14 protein-coding genes are annotated in these 16,737 nt (G+C 71.5%); 1 reads left to right on the forward strand and 13 read right to left on the reverse strand.

The annotated features are described in order from the left end of the window. From VD659_RS10785 to VD659_RS10835, 11 genes are all read right to left on the reverse strand, one after another. The coding region (locus tag VD659_RS10785; protein ID WP_423261104.1) for a hypothetical protein at positions 1 to 503 on the reverse strand (503 nt) is incomplete at its 3' end. A gap of 121 nt (positions 504 to 624) precedes the next feature. Next, the gene (locus VD659_RS10790) at positions 625 to 1,986 is read right to left on the reverse strand and encodes an amidohydrolase (RefSeq protein WP_423261105.1); all 1,362 of its coding nucleotides are present in this window, start codon (positions 1,984 to 1,986) and stop codon (positions 625 to 627) included. Beyond that, a complete protein-coding gene (locus VD659_RS10795; protein ID WP_423261106.1) occupies positions 1,983 to 3,710 on the reverse strand; it encodes a gamma-glutamyltransferase family protein in 1,728 nt (575 codons plus the stop codon). Before VD659_RS10795 ends, VD659_RS10790 begins: the two co-directional genes overlap by 4 nt. Further along, positions 3,707 to 5,128, reverse strand: coding sequence for an amidase (locus tag VD659_RS10800; RefSeq protein ID WP_423261107.1), 1,422 nt, complete (start codon positions 5,126 to 5,128; stop codon positions 3,707 to 3,709). Before VD659_RS10800 ends, VD659_RS10795 begins: the two co-directional genes overlap by 4 nt. Further along, a complete protein-coding gene (locus VD659_RS10805; RefSeq protein ID WP_423261108.1) occupies positions 5,125 to 5,790 on the reverse strand; it encodes a cysteine hydrolase family protein in 666 nt (221 codons plus the stop codon). Before VD659_RS10805 ends, VD659_RS10800 begins: the two co-directional genes overlap by 4 nt. Then, positions 5,787 to 6,806 carry a phosphotriesterase family protein gene (locus VD659_RS10810; RefSeq protein ID WP_423261109.1) on the reverse strand — a complete coding sequence of 340 codons (1,020 nt, stop codon included), beginning with the start codon at positions 6,804 to 6,806 and terminating at the stop codon, positions 5,787 to 5,789. Before VD659_RS10810 ends, VD659_RS10805 begins: the two co-directional genes overlap by 4 nt. A 43-nt stretch (positions 6,807 to 6,849) precedes the next feature. Continuing rightward, the gene (locus tag VD659_RS10815; protein ID WP_423261110.1) at positions 6,850 to 7,860 is read right to left on the reverse strand and encodes a phosphotriesterase family protein; all 1,011 of its coding nucleotides are present in this window, start codon (positions 7,858 to 7,860) and stop codon (positions 6,850 to 6,852) included. Continuing rightward, positions 7,860 to 9,317 carry an aldehyde dehydrogenase family protein gene (locus VD659_RS10820; RefSeq protein ID WP_423261111.1) on the reverse strand — a complete coding sequence of 486 codons (1,458 nt, stop codon included), beginning with the start codon at positions 9,315 to 9,317 and terminating at the stop codon, positions 7,860 to 7,862. Before VD659_RS10820 ends, VD659_RS10815 begins: the two co-directional genes overlap by 1 nt. A 47-nt stretch (positions 9,318 to 9,364) precedes the next feature. Then, positions 9,365 to 10,894 (reverse strand): glutamine synthetase family protein, encoded by a 1,530-nt coding sequence (locus VD659_RS10825; protein WP_423261112.1) that lies wholly within the window; start codon positions 10,892 to 10,894, stop codon positions 9,365 to 9,367. Continuing rightward, positions 10,887 to 12,221: a Rieske 2Fe-2S domain-containing protein gene (locus VD659_RS10830; RefSeq protein WP_423261113.1), complete on the reverse strand. Its 1,335-nt coding sequence runs from the start codon at positions 12,219 to 12,221 to the stop codon at positions 10,887 to 10,889. Before VD659_RS10830 ends, VD659_RS10825 begins: the two co-directional genes overlap by 8 nt. A gap of 45 nt (positions 12,222 to 12,266) precedes the next feature. Then, positions 12,267 to 13,223 (reverse strand): PDR/VanB family oxidoreductase, encoded by a 957-nt coding sequence (locus tag VD659_RS10835; RefSeq protein ID WP_423261114.1) that lies wholly within the window; start codon positions 13,221 to 13,223, stop codon positions 12,267 to 12,269. A gap of 142 nt (positions 13,224 to 13,365) precedes the next feature. On the opposite strand from VD659_RS10835, the gene VD659_RS10840 reads away from it, so the two are divergent. Continuing rightward, complete coding sequence (locus VD659_RS10840) at positions 13,366 to 14,085, forward strand: GntR family transcriptional regulator (RefSeq protein WP_423261115.1); 720 nt, start codon at positions 13,366 to 13,368, stop codon at positions 14,083 to 14,085. Positions 14,086 to 14,135: 50 nt separating this feature from the next. Here the strand turns inward: VD659_RS10840 and VD659_RS10845 are convergent, their stop codons facing one another. Together VD659_RS10845 and VD659_RS10850 are read right to left on the reverse strand one after the other, a co-directional pair. Further along, complete coding sequence (locus VD659_RS10845; RefSeq protein WP_423261116.1) at positions 14,136 to 14,789, reverse strand: hypothetical protein; 654 nt, start codon at positions 14,787 to 14,789, stop codon at positions 14,136 to 14,138. Next, positions 14,746 to 16,731 carry a primary-amine oxidase gene (locus VD659_RS10850; protein WP_423261117.1) on the reverse strand — a complete coding sequence of 662 codons (1,986 nt, stop codon included), beginning with the start codon at positions 16,729 to 16,731 and terminating at the stop codon, positions 14,746 to 14,748. Before VD659_RS10850 ends, VD659_RS10845 begins: the two co-directional genes overlap by 44 nt. Between the last annotated feature and the right edge of the window lie 6 nt (positions 16,732 to 16,737).

Raw genomic sequence — 16,737 nt, forward strand, 5'->3', positions numbered from 1 at the left:
GTGTCGAAGAAGTCCGCCCAGTCCTTCGGCCCACCGTCGGCGAAGGTCTTCGTGAGCCAGCCCTGGGCCACACCGAACACGAAGCCGCCCACCATGTAGGGACGCACGTCTTCCGGCAGCAGGTCGCCCTGGATGCCGGCCGGCACCTCGGTGAGGTTCTCGGCGTGGGCGAGCACGTCGGCGGAGCTGGTCTGCATCACGTCGTAGTCGCCGGCGTCGCCGTCGAGCATGGCGTAGTAGATGGCGTCCTCGAGCGAGACCGAGACGACCTCGGCCCCGGAATCGGCATCGAAGCCGTCGAAGTAGGCGAGCTGGCGGCTCTCATTCGTGGGTCCGCCGTAGTCGGCCCAGATGATGCTGCCGCTGACCGGGGCGGCGGTGGCCGCGGCGGTGGGATCGGCGGCGGTGCTCGGCGTCGAGCAGCCGGTGGCGAGCAGGGCGACGCCGGCGACGGCGATCCCCGTGGTTGCGGCGCGCCGGATGGTCCGGAGGGAGAGGTGCATGGGATGGATCTCCTTGTGAGGGTGTTCATGACGAACGCGGGAGGAGCATTGGATCCAATGTAGTAAACTGTGGATACACTGCACAATGCTCCACTGTTTCCGGGGTGTAAAACTCCGGCCGCTATCGCGGCGCGGGCGCCGCGTGCACCGTGCGGCCGCCCACATCCGTGCGGAGCACCGAGAGCGCCCTCAGACCGCCGGGCGCGGCCTCCCGTGGATCGGCCGACCACAGAGCCCAGTCGGCGTAGAGACCCGGGCGGATCATCCCACGGCTGTGCTCGGCGAGACTCGCCCAGGCAGCCCCGGTCGTATAGGCCGCCAGGGCCTCCTCGATCGTGATGCCCTGCTCGGGCGCGAGGGGCTGGTCGACCCCCGACACCCGGCGGCCGATCGCCTGCTCCATCAGCACACGCGGATCGAAGGTGAAGAACGGCCCGTCGGAACCGAAGGCCACCCGGGCGCCGGCGTCGATCCAGGAGCGCACCGGATTGGCGGCGTGCGCCCGTTCGCCGAGGCGCTCCACCAGCCCGCGGCCGTTGTGCCAGATCAGCGAGGGCTGCAACGAGGCGATCACGCCCGCCGACGCCGCTGCGGCGATGGCCGAGGCGGTCGGCTCGAGGTATGCGTGGATCAGCTGGAAGCGCAGATCGGCGATCGGCTTGCGCTCGGCCTCGGCAGCGAACACCGAGGCGACGGCATCGACGGCGGCACCGCCCACGGCGTGCACGCCCACTCCCCAGCCGTGGTCGGCGCAGAACCGCACCAGGCGGGCGAAGTCGTCGTCGGAGATGCGCTGCACCCCGGTGAAGCCCGCGTCGTCCCACGGTTCGTTCAGCAGAGCCTCGCCGCGGAGCCCCTCCCCGTCGAAGTACACCTTGATCGGACCGAGCCGCAGCGTGTCGTCGCCGAAGCCGGTGGCCACACCCACCCCGTCGAGGTGGGCGATGGCCGCGTCGACGTCGGCGATCGCCGCACTGCCGAGCTCGAGATAGGGCATCGCGACCGTGCGCATCGTCAGCAGGCCCTGCCGGTGCGCCTCCCGGTAGCCGCGCAGCTCGTCGATCGTCACAGCGGGGTCCACCACGCCGGTGAAGCCGAGCGCGTGCAGCAGCGGCTGGACCTTCTCGAGGCCGGCCACACGCTCCGCGGGCGTGGGCTCGCCGCCCGGCCACTCGGGCTCGTGGACGGTGTCGAGCATCACGGCCATGAACTCCTCGACCGTGGTGACGTCGGCAGCGTAGGCGAGCGCCTTGAGTCCACCGCGCTCCATGTGCAGGTGCGCGTCGATGAGGCCGGGCAGGATCACGCCGCCGAGCGCCTCCTCTCCGGCACCCGGCACCGCCGCGCGCACGTCGTCGAGCGAGCCGACCGCCACGATCCGGTCCCCGGCGACCGCCATCGCCTCGGCGTCGGGCCGTTCGGGATCCATCGTCACGATCGGCGCGCGCAGGATCGTCGCGACCGGCGGCCAGGCCGCGCTCATCGCACGACCGCCTGAGCAGGCTGACGCGGATCGGCCGCCGACTCGAGGAATCCGGTGAGCGCGTTGCGGTAGATCGCCTCGACGGCCGCCGCATCCCGGGTGTAGCCCGGCCAGCGCCGCACGTCGTGCCCGCGCGCCTCCAGCCCCTGCAGCACCTCTTCGTCGAAGCGGTCCTCCAGGAAGACGTGCGAGGCGAGGTAGTCGAAGGGCGCGAAGGAGTTCGGAAAGCTCCAGGTCGAGAAGCGGGGCGCGTTCACGGCCTGCTGCAGGTCCATGCCGAAGTGGAACGCGTTGAGGAACACCTGCACCATCGCCTGCACCTGCATGTCGCCCCCGGGGCAGCCGAACGGCATCACGCTGCCGTCGTCGCGCACCACGATGGCCGGGTTGGGCGTGAGACGGGGACGCTTGCCGGGGGCCACACCGGAGGGATGCGCGGGGTCGGGCCGTGACTGCAGACCGCGCAACGACGGCACGATGCCGGTGCCGGGAATGACCGGGGCCGTCGAGGCTCCGTCGGAGGGCGTCGCCGAGAAGGCGTTCCCCCAGCGGTCCACCACGCAGACGTAGCTGGTACCGCCCTCGCCGATGTGCCGCACCTCCTCGGCGCTGATCGCCTCGGGCAGGGCCTGCGAGACGCCGAAGAGCGGCTCCGGAAGCCCTTCGGCCGCATGCTCGGCGTGGATCGCCGCCGCGCGAGCCGCGATGTGCTCGGGCCCGAGGAGGCGGTCCAGGGGCACGTCGACGAACTCCGGGTCGCCGAAGTGATGCTCCCGATCGGCGAAGACCCCCTTCAGCGCTTCGATCACCAGGTGCGCATACTCGGCGCTGTTGTGCTCGAGCCCGTCGAGACCGAACTCCTCGAGGATGAGCAGGGCCTCCGAGAGGATGGGGCCCTGGCACCAGGCACCGCAGGTGAGGATGGTGAAGTCGCGCCAGCGCACCTCGACCACCGGCTCGTATCGCGAGCGGAACTCGGCCAGGTCGTCATGCCGCAGGTAGCCGCCGTTCTCCTCGTGGTAGGCCACGATCGCATCCGCGATCTCGCCCTCGTAGAACTCGGCGCGCGCGGCTTCCAGGCCGGCGATGCGGCCACCGCCCGCGCGCTGCTCGGCGTCGATCATCACCTGGATGGTGTGGGCCAGGTCGGTCTGCACGAACCGCTCCCCCACCTCGGGCGGCCGGCCGCCCGGCAGGTAGATGGCCTCGTTCGCCGGCCAGCGCCGGTAGCCGGCCTGCCGCTTCGCGATGCCGTCGGCCAGCAGCGGGAAGACCGCGAAGCCGTCCCTCGCGAGCCGCAGGGCCGCATCCGCCACCTCGGCGAAGCTCATCGTGCCGTGGTCGCGCAGGGCCGTGATCCAGGCGTCGGGCGCCGCCGGAACCACGGTGCGCAGGATGCCGATGGGGATGGTGCCGCCGTGCTCCCGCTGGAACAGGTCGGCCGGGATACGGCGGGGCCAGACACCGAGGCCGTCCAGGCTCACCGTCCGGCCCTCGGCGGTGCGGATCATGATGGGCGCGACCCCGCCGAAGTTCACCTCGTCGGCGTGCAGCACGGCGAGGGCCATGCCGGCGCAGCAGCCGGCGTCGACCGCGTTGCCGCCGGCCTCCAGGATGGCGAAGGCCGCTGCGGAGGCGAGGTAGTGACCCGAGCTGACGGCGTGCTCCGATCCGTGCAGCGTGAGGTTGGGTGCGAGCCAGCTCGCGCTGCTGACGTCGCTCATGCGGAGACCTCCGGACGACGGTTCATCACCGGGGCGACGGCGGCCTCCCAGGTGAGGCCGTATTCGAGCAGGGCGCGGTCGGCCCGGTAGGGCCCCACGAACTGCACGCCGATCGGCAGGCCGCCCGAGGAGAACGCCGCCGGCATCGAGAGCGCCGGCATCGCCGTCGCGGTGATGCGGCTGCAGGAGCGCTGCCAGGCATAGTACTTGTCCATCGCCACCCCGTCGATCTCGGTGGGGTACTCCCACTCCACCGGGAAGGGCAGCACCTGCACGCAGGGCGCGATCAGAAGCGCGTAGTCCTCGAACAGCGCCTGCAGGCGGCGGAACAGCCGGGTGCGGCCGGCGCCGGCCTGCACGATCAGCTCGGCGGTGAAGCTCTGCGCCCACGAGACGTCGTCCTTCAGGGTCTGCTTCACGAGCTCCGGGTGCAGCCGGATGTCGTCGCCGTGCCCGTCGAGGAACTCCAGCGAACGGAAGGTCTCGAACACGAGGTCGGCCTCGCTCAGATCGAGGTCGATCGGCACCACCTCGGCGCCGAGCTCGGCCGCGAGACGGGCCGCCGCCTCGGTCGCCGCCCGCACCTCCGGGTCCAGCGGCAGGCCCCCGAGATCGGCGGAGTAGGCCATCCGCACCCCCTCGAAGGGCCGCGGCGCGAGGCTGCGGAACACCTCGCCCGGCTCGTCGATCGAGAGCGGGGCCCGGCGCTCTGGCCCCGAGATCACCGACATCAGCAGCGCCTGGTCGGTGACGTTCCGGGTGAGCGGCCCGAGAACGGATCCGGGGTCGTAGGCGTTGCCCGGGCGGGCGGAGGCCACCCGGCCGGCCGTGGGCCGCAGCCCCACCAGGTTGCCGAAGGAGGCGGGGTTGCGGATGCTGCCGCCCAGGTCGGATCCATCGGCCAGGGGCAGCATGCCGCTCGTGACCGCCGCCGCCGCGCCGCCGCTCGAACCGCCGGCCGATCGGGTGAGGTCATAGGGATTGCGGGTGGGGCCGAACACCTCATTGAAGGTGTGCGAACCCACACCGAACTCGGGCACGTTCGTCTTGCCCACGAAGACGGCGCCGGCGGCCCGCATCCGGGCGACGATCACGCTGTCGGCTCCGGCCACGTGCTCGGCGTAGATGCGCGAGCCGTGGGTGGTGCGCACGCCCGCCACGTCCATCAGATCCTTCACGGCCATCGGCAGGCCGTGCAGCGGGCCGAGTGAGAGTCCGCGAGCGGTGAGCGCGTCGAGCTCGCGCGCCTCGGCGAGTGCCTGCTCGGGTCGCAGCGACACGACGGCGTTGACGGCCGGGTTCAGCTCGTCGATGCGGGCGAGATGCGCGGCCACCACCTCCTCCGAGGTGACGGCGCGGGTGCGGATGGCCTCGGCGAGCGCGTGGGCGCTCCAGGTGGTGAGGTCGTCGGAGCTCATGCGGGGATCTTCTCCTCGAAGTAGGCGATCACGTCTCGGGTGTCGACGAGGGCGTCGCGCTGGAGGTAGCGCACGGCCTCGAGCGCGGCGGTGTGGGCGCGCTCGCTCGAGCCGCCCACGGCATCCTGCACGACACGCACACGGTAGTCGTGCTGGTGGGCGTCGACCGCGGTGTAATGGATGCAGACGTCGGTGAGCCCGCCGATCAGGATGAGCGTCTCGGCCTTGTACGCCTTCAGCACGATCTCGAGCTCGGTGCCGAAGAACGCCGAGTAGCGGCGCTTGCGGATGAGGAACTCCTCGGGGAGCGGCAGCAGCCACTCGGCGAGGGCGGTGCCGTCGTCGCCCTCGATGCAGTGCGGCCCCTCCTCGCCGTCGAGCTCGCGCCCGATGTCGACGAGCGAGGCCTTGTGCACCTCCTGGATGAACACCACCGGCACCCCGGCGGCGCGGGCGGCCGTGACCAGAGCCAGCTGGCGCGGGGCGCGCTCGGCGCGGCCGCCCATGATCGGGATGCCGCCCTCGCCGGGTGCGCTCTGCCCCGATCCGCCCTGGATGTCGACCACCACGAGCACCGGGGCGCCGACGACGTGCGCGGCCTCGGCAGCAGGGGCGGATTCCGCACCGGGCAGCGCGGCGGAGGAGGTGTCGGTCTCGGTCATGGTCGCTCCAGAAGTCGTCGGGGGTTGTCGATCAGGATGGTGCGCAGCATTGATTCGTCGCCGCCGGCCAGCTCGGTGATGGCCGGGCCGATGCGACGGAAGAGGTGGTCGTAGCCGTTGCCGCCGTTGCGGTGCAGATTGGCCTGGGTCCAGACGTCCGCGCCGATGATCAGCTGCGAGCCGAAGCCCTCCGAGAGCAGCCACTCCACCATCTCTAGCCGCTCGCCGTCGGAGGGGTTCCGGAGCGCCGGAGTGCCGTAGTAGAAGTCGGAGCCGAAGGTGTCGTAGCCGAGTACCGCGCCGGCCTGGGCCACCTCGCGGTGGTACCCCGGGTCCCAGCGCTCGTCGAGGTGGCCGATGATCACGCGCTCGGGCGCCATCCCCTCCTCCACCAGGGCCGCGAGCACGTCGAGCCCGCCCGCCCCGCGGAACGAGAGGTGCATGTAGACGGAGGCGCCGGTGAGCGCACCGGCCCGCCCGGCCGCGCGCACCACACGCCACTCGGCCTCGGTGATGGGCCAGCTGGTGCCGATCTCACCGAGCAGAGCGGGAAGGATGCCGGTGCCGTCGATGCCCTCGGTCAGCTGCGCCACGAGCTGCTCGGCGAGCTCGTCGACGCCCGCCGCCTTCACCTCGGGCGACAGCGTCTCCTCCACGTAGAAGCCCGCGCCCACGCACACGTGCACACCGGCCCGACGCGAGATCCCGGGCAGCTCGGCGAGGCGCCGGCCCATGCCGTCGAGCGTGAGCTCGACCACGGCCGACCCGCCGGCCGCGCGCACCCAGGCGAGCTCCTCGGCCGCCACGGCCGGATCGTGCAGGCGCAGGTTCTCAGGGAGCGAGAGTGCGTTCCAGCGGAGATAGGCGGTGAGCTCCGGGCCCATCCCCACTCCCTCCGGCGGGAGCTCGCGCGGCGGCTTCGCCCAGAGGCTGAGGTCGCTGAGCAGGTGCTCGTGCATCGAGGTGGGGCCGAGCTCGGCGGGCTCGATCGGTCCGAGGACGGTGTGGATGGGCATCCGGATCCTTCGTGCTGGGCGGGCGGGGCAGGCGCGTCGGCGGCTATTCGCCGAAGATCGCGCGGCGGGGGTTGTCGACGTGGATGGAGCGCAGCACCTCGGGGTCGATGCCCCGCTCGAGGGCGATCGCCGCGAAGTCCTCGAAGAGGAAGGTGTAACCGGGGCCTCCGAGCGCGCGCAGGTGCGAACGCTGGCAGACGTCCTGCGAGAGCAGCAGCTTCTCGGCGTAGCCGGCCTCGATCAACGTCTTGAGGTAGGCGATGCGGCGCTCGATCTGGTGCATGACGAGGGTGCCGCCGATACGGCAGGTCATCAGGCAGTCGAACTCCACGAAGGCGCCCTTGCGCAGCAGCTCGAGCGAGTAGTCGACGCTCTTCACCGTGTCGGCATGGCCGATGACCACGCGCGAGGGGTCGACGCCCTCCTCCACCATGATCTCCAGCTGGGCGAGACCGGTGGGGAACGTGGCCGCATGGGTCGACACCATGATGCCGGTCTCGCGGCTGGCGCGGGCGGCCGCCCGGAACGAGCGCTCCTCGATCGCCGTGATGTGCGAGAGGTCGGAGGCGATCTCTCCGATGATCCCGGCCCGCACTCCGGTGCCCGGAATCTCGTCGAGCAGGTCGGCGATGAGGAACTCGGCGATCTTGTTGGTCGAGTTGCGGTCGAACCAGCGGTGGTCGAGGTACGTGTCGTAGTAGTGGCCGGTGCCCAGGATGACCTGCACCCCCGTGGCCTCCGCCATCGCCTTGGTGGCGAGCACGTTCGCGATCGAGCGCGAGCCGGTGTCGGGGTTCTGCTGCATCACCCGCACGTCGTCGCTCCAGCCGATCGGCGCCGCGTAGTCGCTGAGCTCGCCGTTCGTCATGTCGATCAGGGTGGAGCCGCCGGCCGCCGAGAACAGGCGGAGCTCGGCCTCCATCTCCGCGGCCACGTTCAGGTAGCCGTCCTGCGGCGTGGTCGTCGTCATGTTGATGTAGACGTGCTCGTGGGGCAGGGTGACACCCAGCTGGGCCGGGGCGAGGGGACCGGTGACGCTCTGGACGCTGTCCATCAGAGCGCGATCACGACGCTCTTGGACTCGAGGTAGCCGCGCAGGCCCTCCTCGCCGAGGTCCCGGCCGAGGCCGGACTCCCCCACGCCGCCGAACGACAGTGCCGGGTCGAACACGTTGTAGGTGTTCACCCACACCGTGCCCGCGTGCAGCGCCCCGGCCATCCGGTGCGCCCGGGCGAGGTCCCGGGTCCACACTCCGGCGGCCAGGCCGTAGGAGGTGTCGTTGGCGATGCGGACGGCGTCGGCCTCGTCGTCGAAGGGGATGACGCCCACGACGGGTCCGAAGATCTCCTCGCGTGCGATGCGCATGTCGTTGGTCACCCCGGTGAACAGGGTGGGCTCCACGTAGTAGCCGGGTGCGCGGGTGCCGCCGCCGGCCACGAGGGTGGCGCCCTCGGCCACGCCGGCCTCGATGTAGCCGAGCACGCGCTCGCGCTGCTCCTCGGAGACCAGGGGGCCGACGCTGATCCCGCCGGCCAGTCCGTCGCCCACGGGCACGGCACGCACCGCCGCGGTGAGGCGCTCGATCATCTCGTCGAGGATGGAGCGCTGCACCATCAGGCGGCTGCCCGCGGTGCACATCTGGCCGGAGTGACCGAAGGAGGCCCGCATTGCCGTGGTGACCGCCGCATCCAGATCGGCGTCCTCGAACACGATGTTCGGGCTCTTGCCACCGAGCTCGAGGGTGATGCGCTTGAAGTCGCCGGCGGCGGCGTGCATCACGCTGCGGCCCACCTCGGTGGAGCCTGTGAAGGTCACCTTGGCGATGCCGGGGTGAGCCGTGAGGGCGGCGCCCACCCGCCCGTCGCCGGTGAGCACGCTCACCACACCCTCGGGCACGCCGGCCTCGAGCAGGATGCGGGCGAGCCGCAGCAGCGTGAGCGGGGTGTCCTCGGCCGGCTTGGCCACCACCGTGCAGCCCGCGGCGAGCGCCGGCGCGAGCTTGAACGAGGCGGTCATGATCGGGAAGTTCCAGGGCAGGATCGCCGCCACCGGGCCGACCGGCTCCTGCACCGTGTAGACGTGGTGCCCGCCGTCGTCGATCGGCACCACGGTGCCGGTGAGCCGCGAGGGCGCTCCGGCGAAGTGGCGGAAGGTGCGGGCGGCGGTCAGGGTGTCGGCGCGGGAGCGCTCGATCGGCTTGCCGTTGTCGCGCGTCTCGAGCACGGCGAGCTCCTCGAGCTGCTCCTCGATCAGCTCGGCCACCCGGTTCAGGATGCGCGTGCGCTCGAGCGGCGGAAGGCCCCGCCAGCGGCGGTCCTCGTGCGCGGCCACGGCCGCGGCCACGGCGGCGTCGACGTCGGCGGCGGTGGCCTGCGCCACCGTGGTGAGCAGCTCCTCCGTCGCGGGGTCGATGATCGAGAGCACCTCGCGGTCCTCCAGCGCGACCCAGTCGGATCCGCGGAGGAAGGGCTCGTAGTCGGCGAGCGCCGGCAGCGCACTCCTGGTGGTCATGGTGGTCTCCGTTGCTCGGTGGGGGCAGTCGCTGGGTGATGCCGAAGTCAGATGATGCCGAAGTACTCGCGCTGCTCCCAGTCGGAGACGTGGCGCAGGTACCGGGCGAACTCGGCGCGCTTGATGGTGGCGTACCAGTCCACGACCGCTCCGCCGAAGGCCGCGCGGAAGGCCTCGTCGCCCACCAGGGCGTCGACGGCCGCGCCGAGGTTCGTGGGCAGCGGTTCGGCGTCGGCCGCATAGGGCTCGGTGGTGGGAGCGGGCGGCACGAGGCCGCGGTCGACCCCGTCCATCCCGCTCACGAGCTGGGAGGCGATGTAGAGGTAGGGATTCGCGGCGGGCTCGCCGGAGCGGTTCTCGAGCCGGGTGGCCGGGTCGCCGGGGCCGCCGACGGCACGGATCATCGCGCCCTTGTTGTCGATGCCCCAGGCGATGCGGTCGGGGGCGAGCGAGAACGGCTGATAGCGCTTGTAGCCGTTCACGGTCGGGGTGGCGAAGGCGGCACCTGCGGCGGCGTGCGCCAGAAGGCCCGCGAGGTAGCTCGAGCCGAGCAACGAGAGAACCGTACCCGGGGCATCCGGAACGAAGGCGCCCTCGCCCGAGCCGAGCTCGTACAGCGACTGGTGCAGGTGCCACCCGGTGGAGGCGCCGTCGGCGCCCTGCGGCCGCGACATGAAGGTGGCGTGGTAGCCGAGCCGCGCGCAGATGCTGCGCACCGCGGTGCGGCACAGCACGATCGCGTCGGCGATCTCGGCCGCGTCGCCCGCCTCCATGGTGAGCTCGAACTGGCTCGGGCCGAACTCCAGCTCGATCGAGCGCAGCGGCAGGTCGAGACGGGTGAGCCCGTGGTAGAGCGCGTCGACCAGGGGCTGCATCGAGTCGAGGCCGTCGTCGTGCAGCAGCTGGCTGCCGCGGGTGGTGGGGTGGGCCGGCACCGCCGCACCGGGGCGGCCGGGGGCGCCGACGTGCTCGGCCCGCAGCTCGTCACCCTCGCTGCGGTAGACGTGGAACTCCAGTTCGGCGCCCACCCGCATGCCGAGGCCGCGCGCGGCGAGCGCCTCGAGCTCGGTGCGCAGCAGGGTGCGGGTGCAGAACGGCACCACGCCGCCGTCGGGGAAGCGCAGCTCGCAGAGCACGATGGCGGTGCGTTCGGCCCAGGGCAGCACCCGGAAGGTGGTGGGGTCGGGCACGAGCACGATGTCGCCGGCGCCGCTGAAGCCGTCGACGCCCACGCCGGTCTCGGCCGAGAACACCGAGAAGACCGACTGGCCCGAGGTGTCCTTAAGCAGCAACGAGCTCGGCGCGGTCACGCCTGAACGCAGAGCCGCCGGCACAGCCGCCCTGGCGAGCGTCTTGCCGCGCAGGATGCCGTGCTGGTCGGCGAAGGAGAACCGCACCATCTCGATGCCGAGCTCATCCATCACCCGGCGCAGCTGACCGGCCGCCGCGTACTGCGCCTCGCCCCAGAGCCCGTGCTCGTCGATGAAGCCGCCGCGGTCCTTCTGCAGGATGGGCCGGGCCGAGATCCCCCCGCCGCCCTCGGCGACGGGACGCTCGTCGACATTGCGCTCATGCATCGACGGAGACCTCCGCGCCGGGCTTGGCCGCCCACGGCGAGGCCTGGCGGCGCTCGGTCTCGCGCTCGATCCAGCGGCTCTGCCAGGCGTCGTTCGCGGCGATGGTGTCCATGGCGAGCGGGCCGGTGAGGGCCGCGGCCTCCTCGGCGCTCACCGGGTGCGAGGGCACCTGTCCACCGGCGGCGAAGGCGTCGATCGCGCGAAGCAGCATCCGGCGGTTGGCGGTGACGGCGCGGTCGGAGACGCCGAGGCGTTCGACCGTGCGGTCCTGGATGGGGCCCATGCTCTCCACGGCCCACTGGTCGTGCACGTTGATGTCGAGGCCCATGCCGGTGTAGGTGAGCTCCTCCTGCTCGCGCGGGTCGAAGCCCCAGTTGTTGTCGCGGTTGCGCACCGGGCGGTAGTCGGGCAGGGTGACGCCCTCGAGGCGCTGCTGCAGCAGGGTCTCCTTGTCGGTGACCTCCGCGAAGTCGTACCAGATCATGTACCAGTAGTGGTGCTCGTCGTCGATCGGCACGTGCCACTGGGTGAACACCTTGGAGTTGCCGAAGGGCACCACGAAGGCGTTCGGGAACATCAGGTTGGTCACCCGCACGTGCTTGATGTCCTCGGTGAGCTGGCGGATGGCGAACACCCGCAGGCCGTGGTCGGCGCTCTCCACCTCGATGTCGGGGCGGAAGCTCTCGCCCACGAGCATCGAGAGCTTCTTGCCGGTGCCCTCGACCTCTTCGCTGAACTGCTGGCCGTAGACCTCACGCGGGTCTTCCTGGATGAAGCGGTGCAGGAAGGAGACATGGCTCGGGTCGATGCCGCCCTCGAGGCCCTGCAGCCAGTTGCAGTCCCACAGGCCCTTGAACGCGAAGGTGTACTCCTCGGGCGCGATGAAGCAGTCGTAGTCGGGGAAGGGCGGCGGATCTCCGGCGCCCATGTAGGTGAAGATGATGCCGTTCTTCTCCACGCAGGGGTAGTTCGCGATGCGGATCTTGCCGAGGAACTGGCTGTGCTCGGGTTCGGCGGGCTGCTCGATGCACTTGCCTTCGCCGTCGTAGAGCCAGCCGTGGTACAGGCAGCGCAGGCCGTCTTCCTCGAGCCGCCCGTAGGAGAGGTCGACTCCGCGGTGGGCGCAGTACCGGCTGATCAGACCCCAGCCCTGGCGCTTCTTGAACAGCACGAGGTCTTCGCTCATGATGCGGATGGCCTTGACCGGGCGGTCGCCCGGCATCTCCGACACCAGGCCGGCCGGCTGCCAGTACGAGCGCAGCAGCACTCCCAGCGGCGTTCCGGGGCCGGAGCGGGTGATCTTCTCGTTGTCTTCCTGCTTCAGCACGGCATGACTCCCATCGGTATCCGATTCTTACGCAATTGTATCCACTTAGGCATCCAGGACCAGCAGAGGGCAGGCTGAGCGCGAGACGCACACCATCAGGCAGTCGTTCCGTTCGCGCTCCTGCTTGGTGAGCACGAAGTCGCGGTGATCGACCTCGCCGGAGATCACCCCGGTCTCGCAACTGCCGCAGATGCCCTCCTCGCAATCCGAGAGCACCTCGACGCCGGCGCCGCGCATGGCCTCGATCAGCGTCATGTCCTCGGTCACCTCCAGGTCGACCCCGGTGCGCTCCAGGCGCACGGTGAACGATCCCGCCGCAGGCGCGCCGGCCTCGGTCTCGGGCGCGGCGAAGTATTCCAGGCGCAGACGGTCACCGTCGGCCAGCAGGCCCTGCAGCTCACCGAGCATGCGCTCCGGTCCGCACGCGTAGACCAGCGCACCCGGATGCGCGGCGAGCAGGGCACCCAGGTCGGCGCGCTCCACCCGGTCGCCCGGCACCAGCACGACGCCGTCGCCGAACCCCGCCAGCTCGTCGAGGAACGGCATCCGCCCGGCCGAGGAGCCGAGGTACACCAGCGACCACGGCACTCCGAGCTCGCGGGCCCGGCGCACCATCGGCAGCAGCGGGGTGATGCCGATGCCGCCGGCGACGAAGAGGTACTCGGCCGCGGGTTCCAGCACGAAGTGGTTGCGCGGACCGCGCACGGTGACGATGTCGCCCGGCCGCAAGGTGCGGTGCACGTAGGCCGAGCCGCCGCGGCTCTCGGGTTCGAGCAGCACGGCGATGCGCAGCACGCCGTCGGCGGGGTCGCCCCAGAGCGAGTACTGGCGCACCGGCGCACCCGGCAGCACGAGGTCGATGTGGGCGCCGGGCTCCCAGGAGGGCCAGGCCGCCGTCGACCCGGGCGCCGGCACGAGGTCGATCGCGAGCACGCCGTCGGCAACCAGAGTCATGCCGCGCACGAGGGCGGACAGCTCGGGAGAGGCGTCGAGGGTGGACATAAATGGATCCTATCACGTGCGTTATGGATCCAATCTACGCGTAGTTGTGCCCCGTCCGCGTGGTTCTGTATCTCATCTGCACTCGTCTGCTACCGTTCCAAACGCCGGGCAGGGTGCCCGCCGGGTGCGAAAGGGAACAAGGATGACCTCAGTGGACGCCGTCGTCAGCGACGCGACCGGTCATGCGCTGGTCGACGAGATCGCGGCGAAGATCCGCGCGCGGATCATGTCGGGCGACATCCCGATCGGCGCCCAGCTGCGCCAGGCGGAGCTCGCCAGCGACTTCGGGGTGAGCCGCACTCCGGTGCGCGAGGCCCTGCGCCAGCTCCAGACCGGCGGACTGATCGACGTGGTGCCCAACCGCGGCGCCGTCGTGCGCGTGCCCGCACCCTGGGAGGTGCGCGAGGCCTACGAGGTGCGCGCCGAGCTGGAGTCGCTCGCCGCCGCGCGCGCCGTGGACCGCATCTCGAAGGGCGACCTCGAACGCCTGCGCGTCTCGAACCAGGAGATGTTCGACCGGCCGCTGAGCGAACGCGAGCCCGGGCTGCAGACGGCGCTCGAAGCACGGCACGAGAACGACGTCTTCCACAACACCATCACCACGGTGTCGGCCAACCAGCGACTCGCGCGCACCATCGACGAGATCAACGAGGCCTTTCCGCGCAACGTCTCGGCCCAGCTCCTGGTGAACGATCCCCGGCACCGCGAGGAGAACTATCTCGAGCACATCCGCATCATCGAGGCGATCGAGGCCGGCGACGCGGAGCGGGCCAGCCGCGAGATGCGCGAGCACGTGCTGAAGGCCGGCGAGCACCTCGCCCGGTGGTACGAGCAGCGCTCGTCCACCGTCTTCCGCGGCTAGGGCCGCTCGAGCCCTCCTCCGCGGCTGCGGGCCGGCCCCGCGCCGCGGCCTCAGAAGAAGGCGGCGACGCCCATCACCAGAGCGGATGCACCCATGCCGGCGTGCTGCGCCCGCAGCTGCCAGCGCCCCCGGGTGGCCGCCGCGAACGAAGCCACCGCGTAGGCGAGCGCCATGGCCGCCACGAGCGCGGTCAGCGAGAACGGCGAGCCGCCGTGATGGCCGCCCTCCACAACGCCGGCTCCGCCCATCAGCACGGCGAGCGCACCGGCCATCACGATGCAGCCGAGGGCCGCGTGCGCGGTGGCGCGGCGATCGTGGTCCGCGTGCGCCGACGGCGTCGTGGCCGCCGATGACGCCGGAAGGGCGCCCGCGAGTGCCGGCCGAGGCACCGGCCGAGCCGCACCGGCGCCGGGGCGTCCGGCCGGGCGCGAGGCACGGCTGCCGGCCAGGGCCAGGCCGATGCCGGCGGCCACGAGCAGCACCGACCAGAGCAGCACGGGCACCATCGGGTGGCCCGACACGGCGTCGAGCATGGCGAGCAGCATCACGGCCGACACCACGAGCTCGGCCGTGCGGCGCCGGCCGCGGTCGGCCACCAGGCAGCAGGTGGCCACCGCAGCGGGGGCGAGGGCAGCGGCGTGCACGATCCCGCCCATCGGGTCAGTGGTGCGCGTGCGCGCCGTGGTCGTGCGACCCGTGGTCATGCCCGCCGTGGTCGTGCGACCCGTGGTCGTGCTCGCCGTGCGCGGCGCCCGGGTGGCAGCTCGCGGCCGTGGACTCCGGCACGTCGAGCGAGGGGTTGCGGGTGAAGAAGCCGTCGGGCTCCAGGCGCAGGCCGATGCGGGCCACGGGCATGATCGGCCACTCCTCGGGGCGCGGGTAGTGGTGCACGCCGAGCACGGGCCAGAGCACGAGCGACGCGCCGTCGAGCGGACGATCGGCCTGCTGCCAGGCCGTGATGCCCTCGGCCTCCAGGGGCGCCTGGTTCGGGTACTCCCCCGCGATGAAGCGCTCCTGCGGGTCGTACGCCGTTGCCCACAGATGCTTCGCCACGAACGGGGCCTTGCGCTCCACGATGCTGCCGGGCTTGGCGAACAGCCGGGTGGTGTTGGGCAGCAGCAGCCGGTAGGCGGTCGGCTCGTCGAAGCGGTTGGTGCGATCGGTGCTCTCCACCCGCCAGTGCACCGCGCGCGAGGCGTCGTTCACCCGTCCGGCCTCCGTCTCCGAGGCGATCACGGTGGGCACCATCTTCACGGCGTTGCCGTAGGGGTTCAGCGCTTCGTCCTCCTCCACCTCGGCGTGCACCTCCACGAGGCGGTTCGACGGGCCGTCGACCTCCGTGTCGAGGCGGACGGCGAAGTAGTGCTGGTGGGTGGGCGCCTGCACGTTCGGGCTCACCATCCGGCCCGAGAGCGGGGTCTGGCCGTCGTCGATGCCCGACACCGAGAGGATGCCGGTGAGCTTGACCTCGAGCTCGATCGAGCCGTCCTGGTAGAGCGACCAGTAGAAGCCGTAGTCGTAGTTCGCCACGGTGGCGAAGAACGAGATCACCAGGCGGCGCGATCGGCGCACCTCGGCCTCGTCGATGCGGGTGTTCACGTGCTTCCAGAGGATGGAGTCGTCCTCCTCGTGCAGGCAGATGCCGTTCGCGATGGTCTTCACCTCGCCGAGGCCGTCCAGCGCGAAGGCGTCGAAGTAGTGGATCTCACCCAGGCAGTCGCAGCCCAGCTCGAGCGAGGCCGTGAGCGGGCCGGCGCCGTACTCGCCCCAGTCGAAGAAGTTCTTGCGGTACGCGGTGGGGTCGGCGTCGAGGTAGGGCACGTACATCTCGTTGACCGCCGCGCGGCGCAGCACCGGGCGCACCTGGCCGGCATCCGTGTAGCTCACATCGTGCAGCACCAGCCCCTCGCGGTGGGTGAAGCCCACCCGGAACTGCCAGTTCTGCCAGGTCACCAGATGCCCGTCGACCGAGAAGCCAGGGCCCTCGGGCTGCGTGATCTCGAGTGGTGCGACGGTGCGGTCGGGGCCCCAGGTGCCGCTGCGGTAGTTGCCGCCCTCGCTGGCCATCGGGATCACCCCGTGGTCCTCGAGGCGCACCACCTCGAGCGTCTCGAGGTCGATGATGGGCACGAGGCCCGCCACCGGGCGGGCGTAGCCGTTGTCGTCGAGCGATTCCCGATGCCAGACCGTGCCCCAGGACAGGCGGCGGTCGGCGAGGTCCTCGGGCTCGAACCCGGTGATCGACTCGGGGTCCACCCACACCAGCGAGGTGTCGGTGATGCCCCGCTTGGCCAGGGCCTCCACGACGAGCGGATGCGCGCGGGCGGCCTGGGCGACCATCCGCGCCTCCTCCGACGAGACTCCGGGGCGCTTGGCGTCGACCGGGCTCCAGCCGCCGATCGAGGCCTCGCGGTCGGTGCCGGAGGTCCAGGCCGTGATCTCCCAGGCGGCGTGCTCGCCCGGGTTCATCACGACGAGCCGCACGGGGCGCCCCTGGCCGTCGGCAAGACCGCGGGCCAGGTTCTCCTCCACGGCGATGCCCCAGAACCGGGGGCTCGCGCCGATGCGGGAGTCGGCCTTCACGAGGGCGCTGACCTCGTCGATCTCGGCGGGGGTGAGCGGATCGCTCCAGTGGCGGGTGGTCATGGTGCT

Source organism: Herbiconiux sp. 11R-BC (genome assembly GCF_049472555.1).
Classification (GTDB): Bacteria; Actinomycetota; Actinomycetes; order Actinomycetales; family Microbacteriaceae; genus Herbiconiux.

Excerpts from the sequence above, each read along its gene's own strand:
- VD659_RS10790 (WP_423261105.1), bottom strand. The coding sequence starts at position 1,986 with ATGAGCGCGGCCTGGCCGCCGGTCGCGACGATCCTGCGCGCGCCGATC.
- VD659_RS10795 (WP_423261106.1), bottom strand. The coding sequence starts at position 3,710 with ATGAGCGACGTCAGCAGCGCGAGCTGGCTCGCACCCAACCTCACGCTG.
- VD659_RS10800 (WP_423261107.1), bottom strand. The coding sequence starts at position 5,128 with ATGAGCTCCGACGACCTCACCACCTGGAGCGCCCACGCGCTCGCCGAG.
- VD659_RS10805 (WP_423261108.1), bottom strand. The coding sequence starts at position 5,790 with ATGACCGAGACCGACACCTCCTCCGCCGCGCTGCCCGGTGCGGAATCC.
- VD659_RS10810 (WP_423261109.1), bottom strand. The coding sequence starts at position 6,806 with ATGCCCATCCACACCGTCCTCGGACCGATCGAGCCCGCCGAGCTCGGC.
- VD659_RS10815 (WP_423261110.1), bottom strand. The coding sequence starts at position 7,860 with ATGGACAGCGTCCAGAGCGTCACCGGTCCCCTCGCCCCGGCCCAGCTG.
- VD659_RS10820 (WP_423261111.1), bottom strand. The coding sequence starts at position 9,317 with ATGACCACCAGGAGTGCGCTGCCGGCGCTCGCCGACTACGAGCCCTTC.
- VD659_RS10825 (WP_423261112.1), bottom strand. The coding sequence starts at position 10,894 with ATGCATGAGCGCAATGTCGACGAGCGTCCCGTCGCCGAGGGCGGCGGG.
- VD659_RS10835 (WP_423261114.1), bottom strand. The coding sequence starts at position 13,223 with ATGTCCACCCTCGACGCCTCTCCCGAGCTGTCCGCCCTCGTGCGCGGC.
- VD659_RS10840 (WP_423261115.1), top strand. The coding sequence starts at position 13,366 with ATGACCTCAGTGGACGCCGTCGTCAGCGACGCGACCGGTCATGCGCTG.
- VD659_RS10845 (WP_423261116.1), bottom strand. The coding sequence starts at position 14,789 with ATGACCACGGGTCGCACGACCACGGCGCGCACGCGCACCACTGACCCG.
- VD659_RS10850 (WP_423261117.1), bottom strand. The coding sequence starts at position 16,731 with ATGACCACCCGCCACTGGAGCGATCCGCTCACCCCCGCCGAGATCGAC.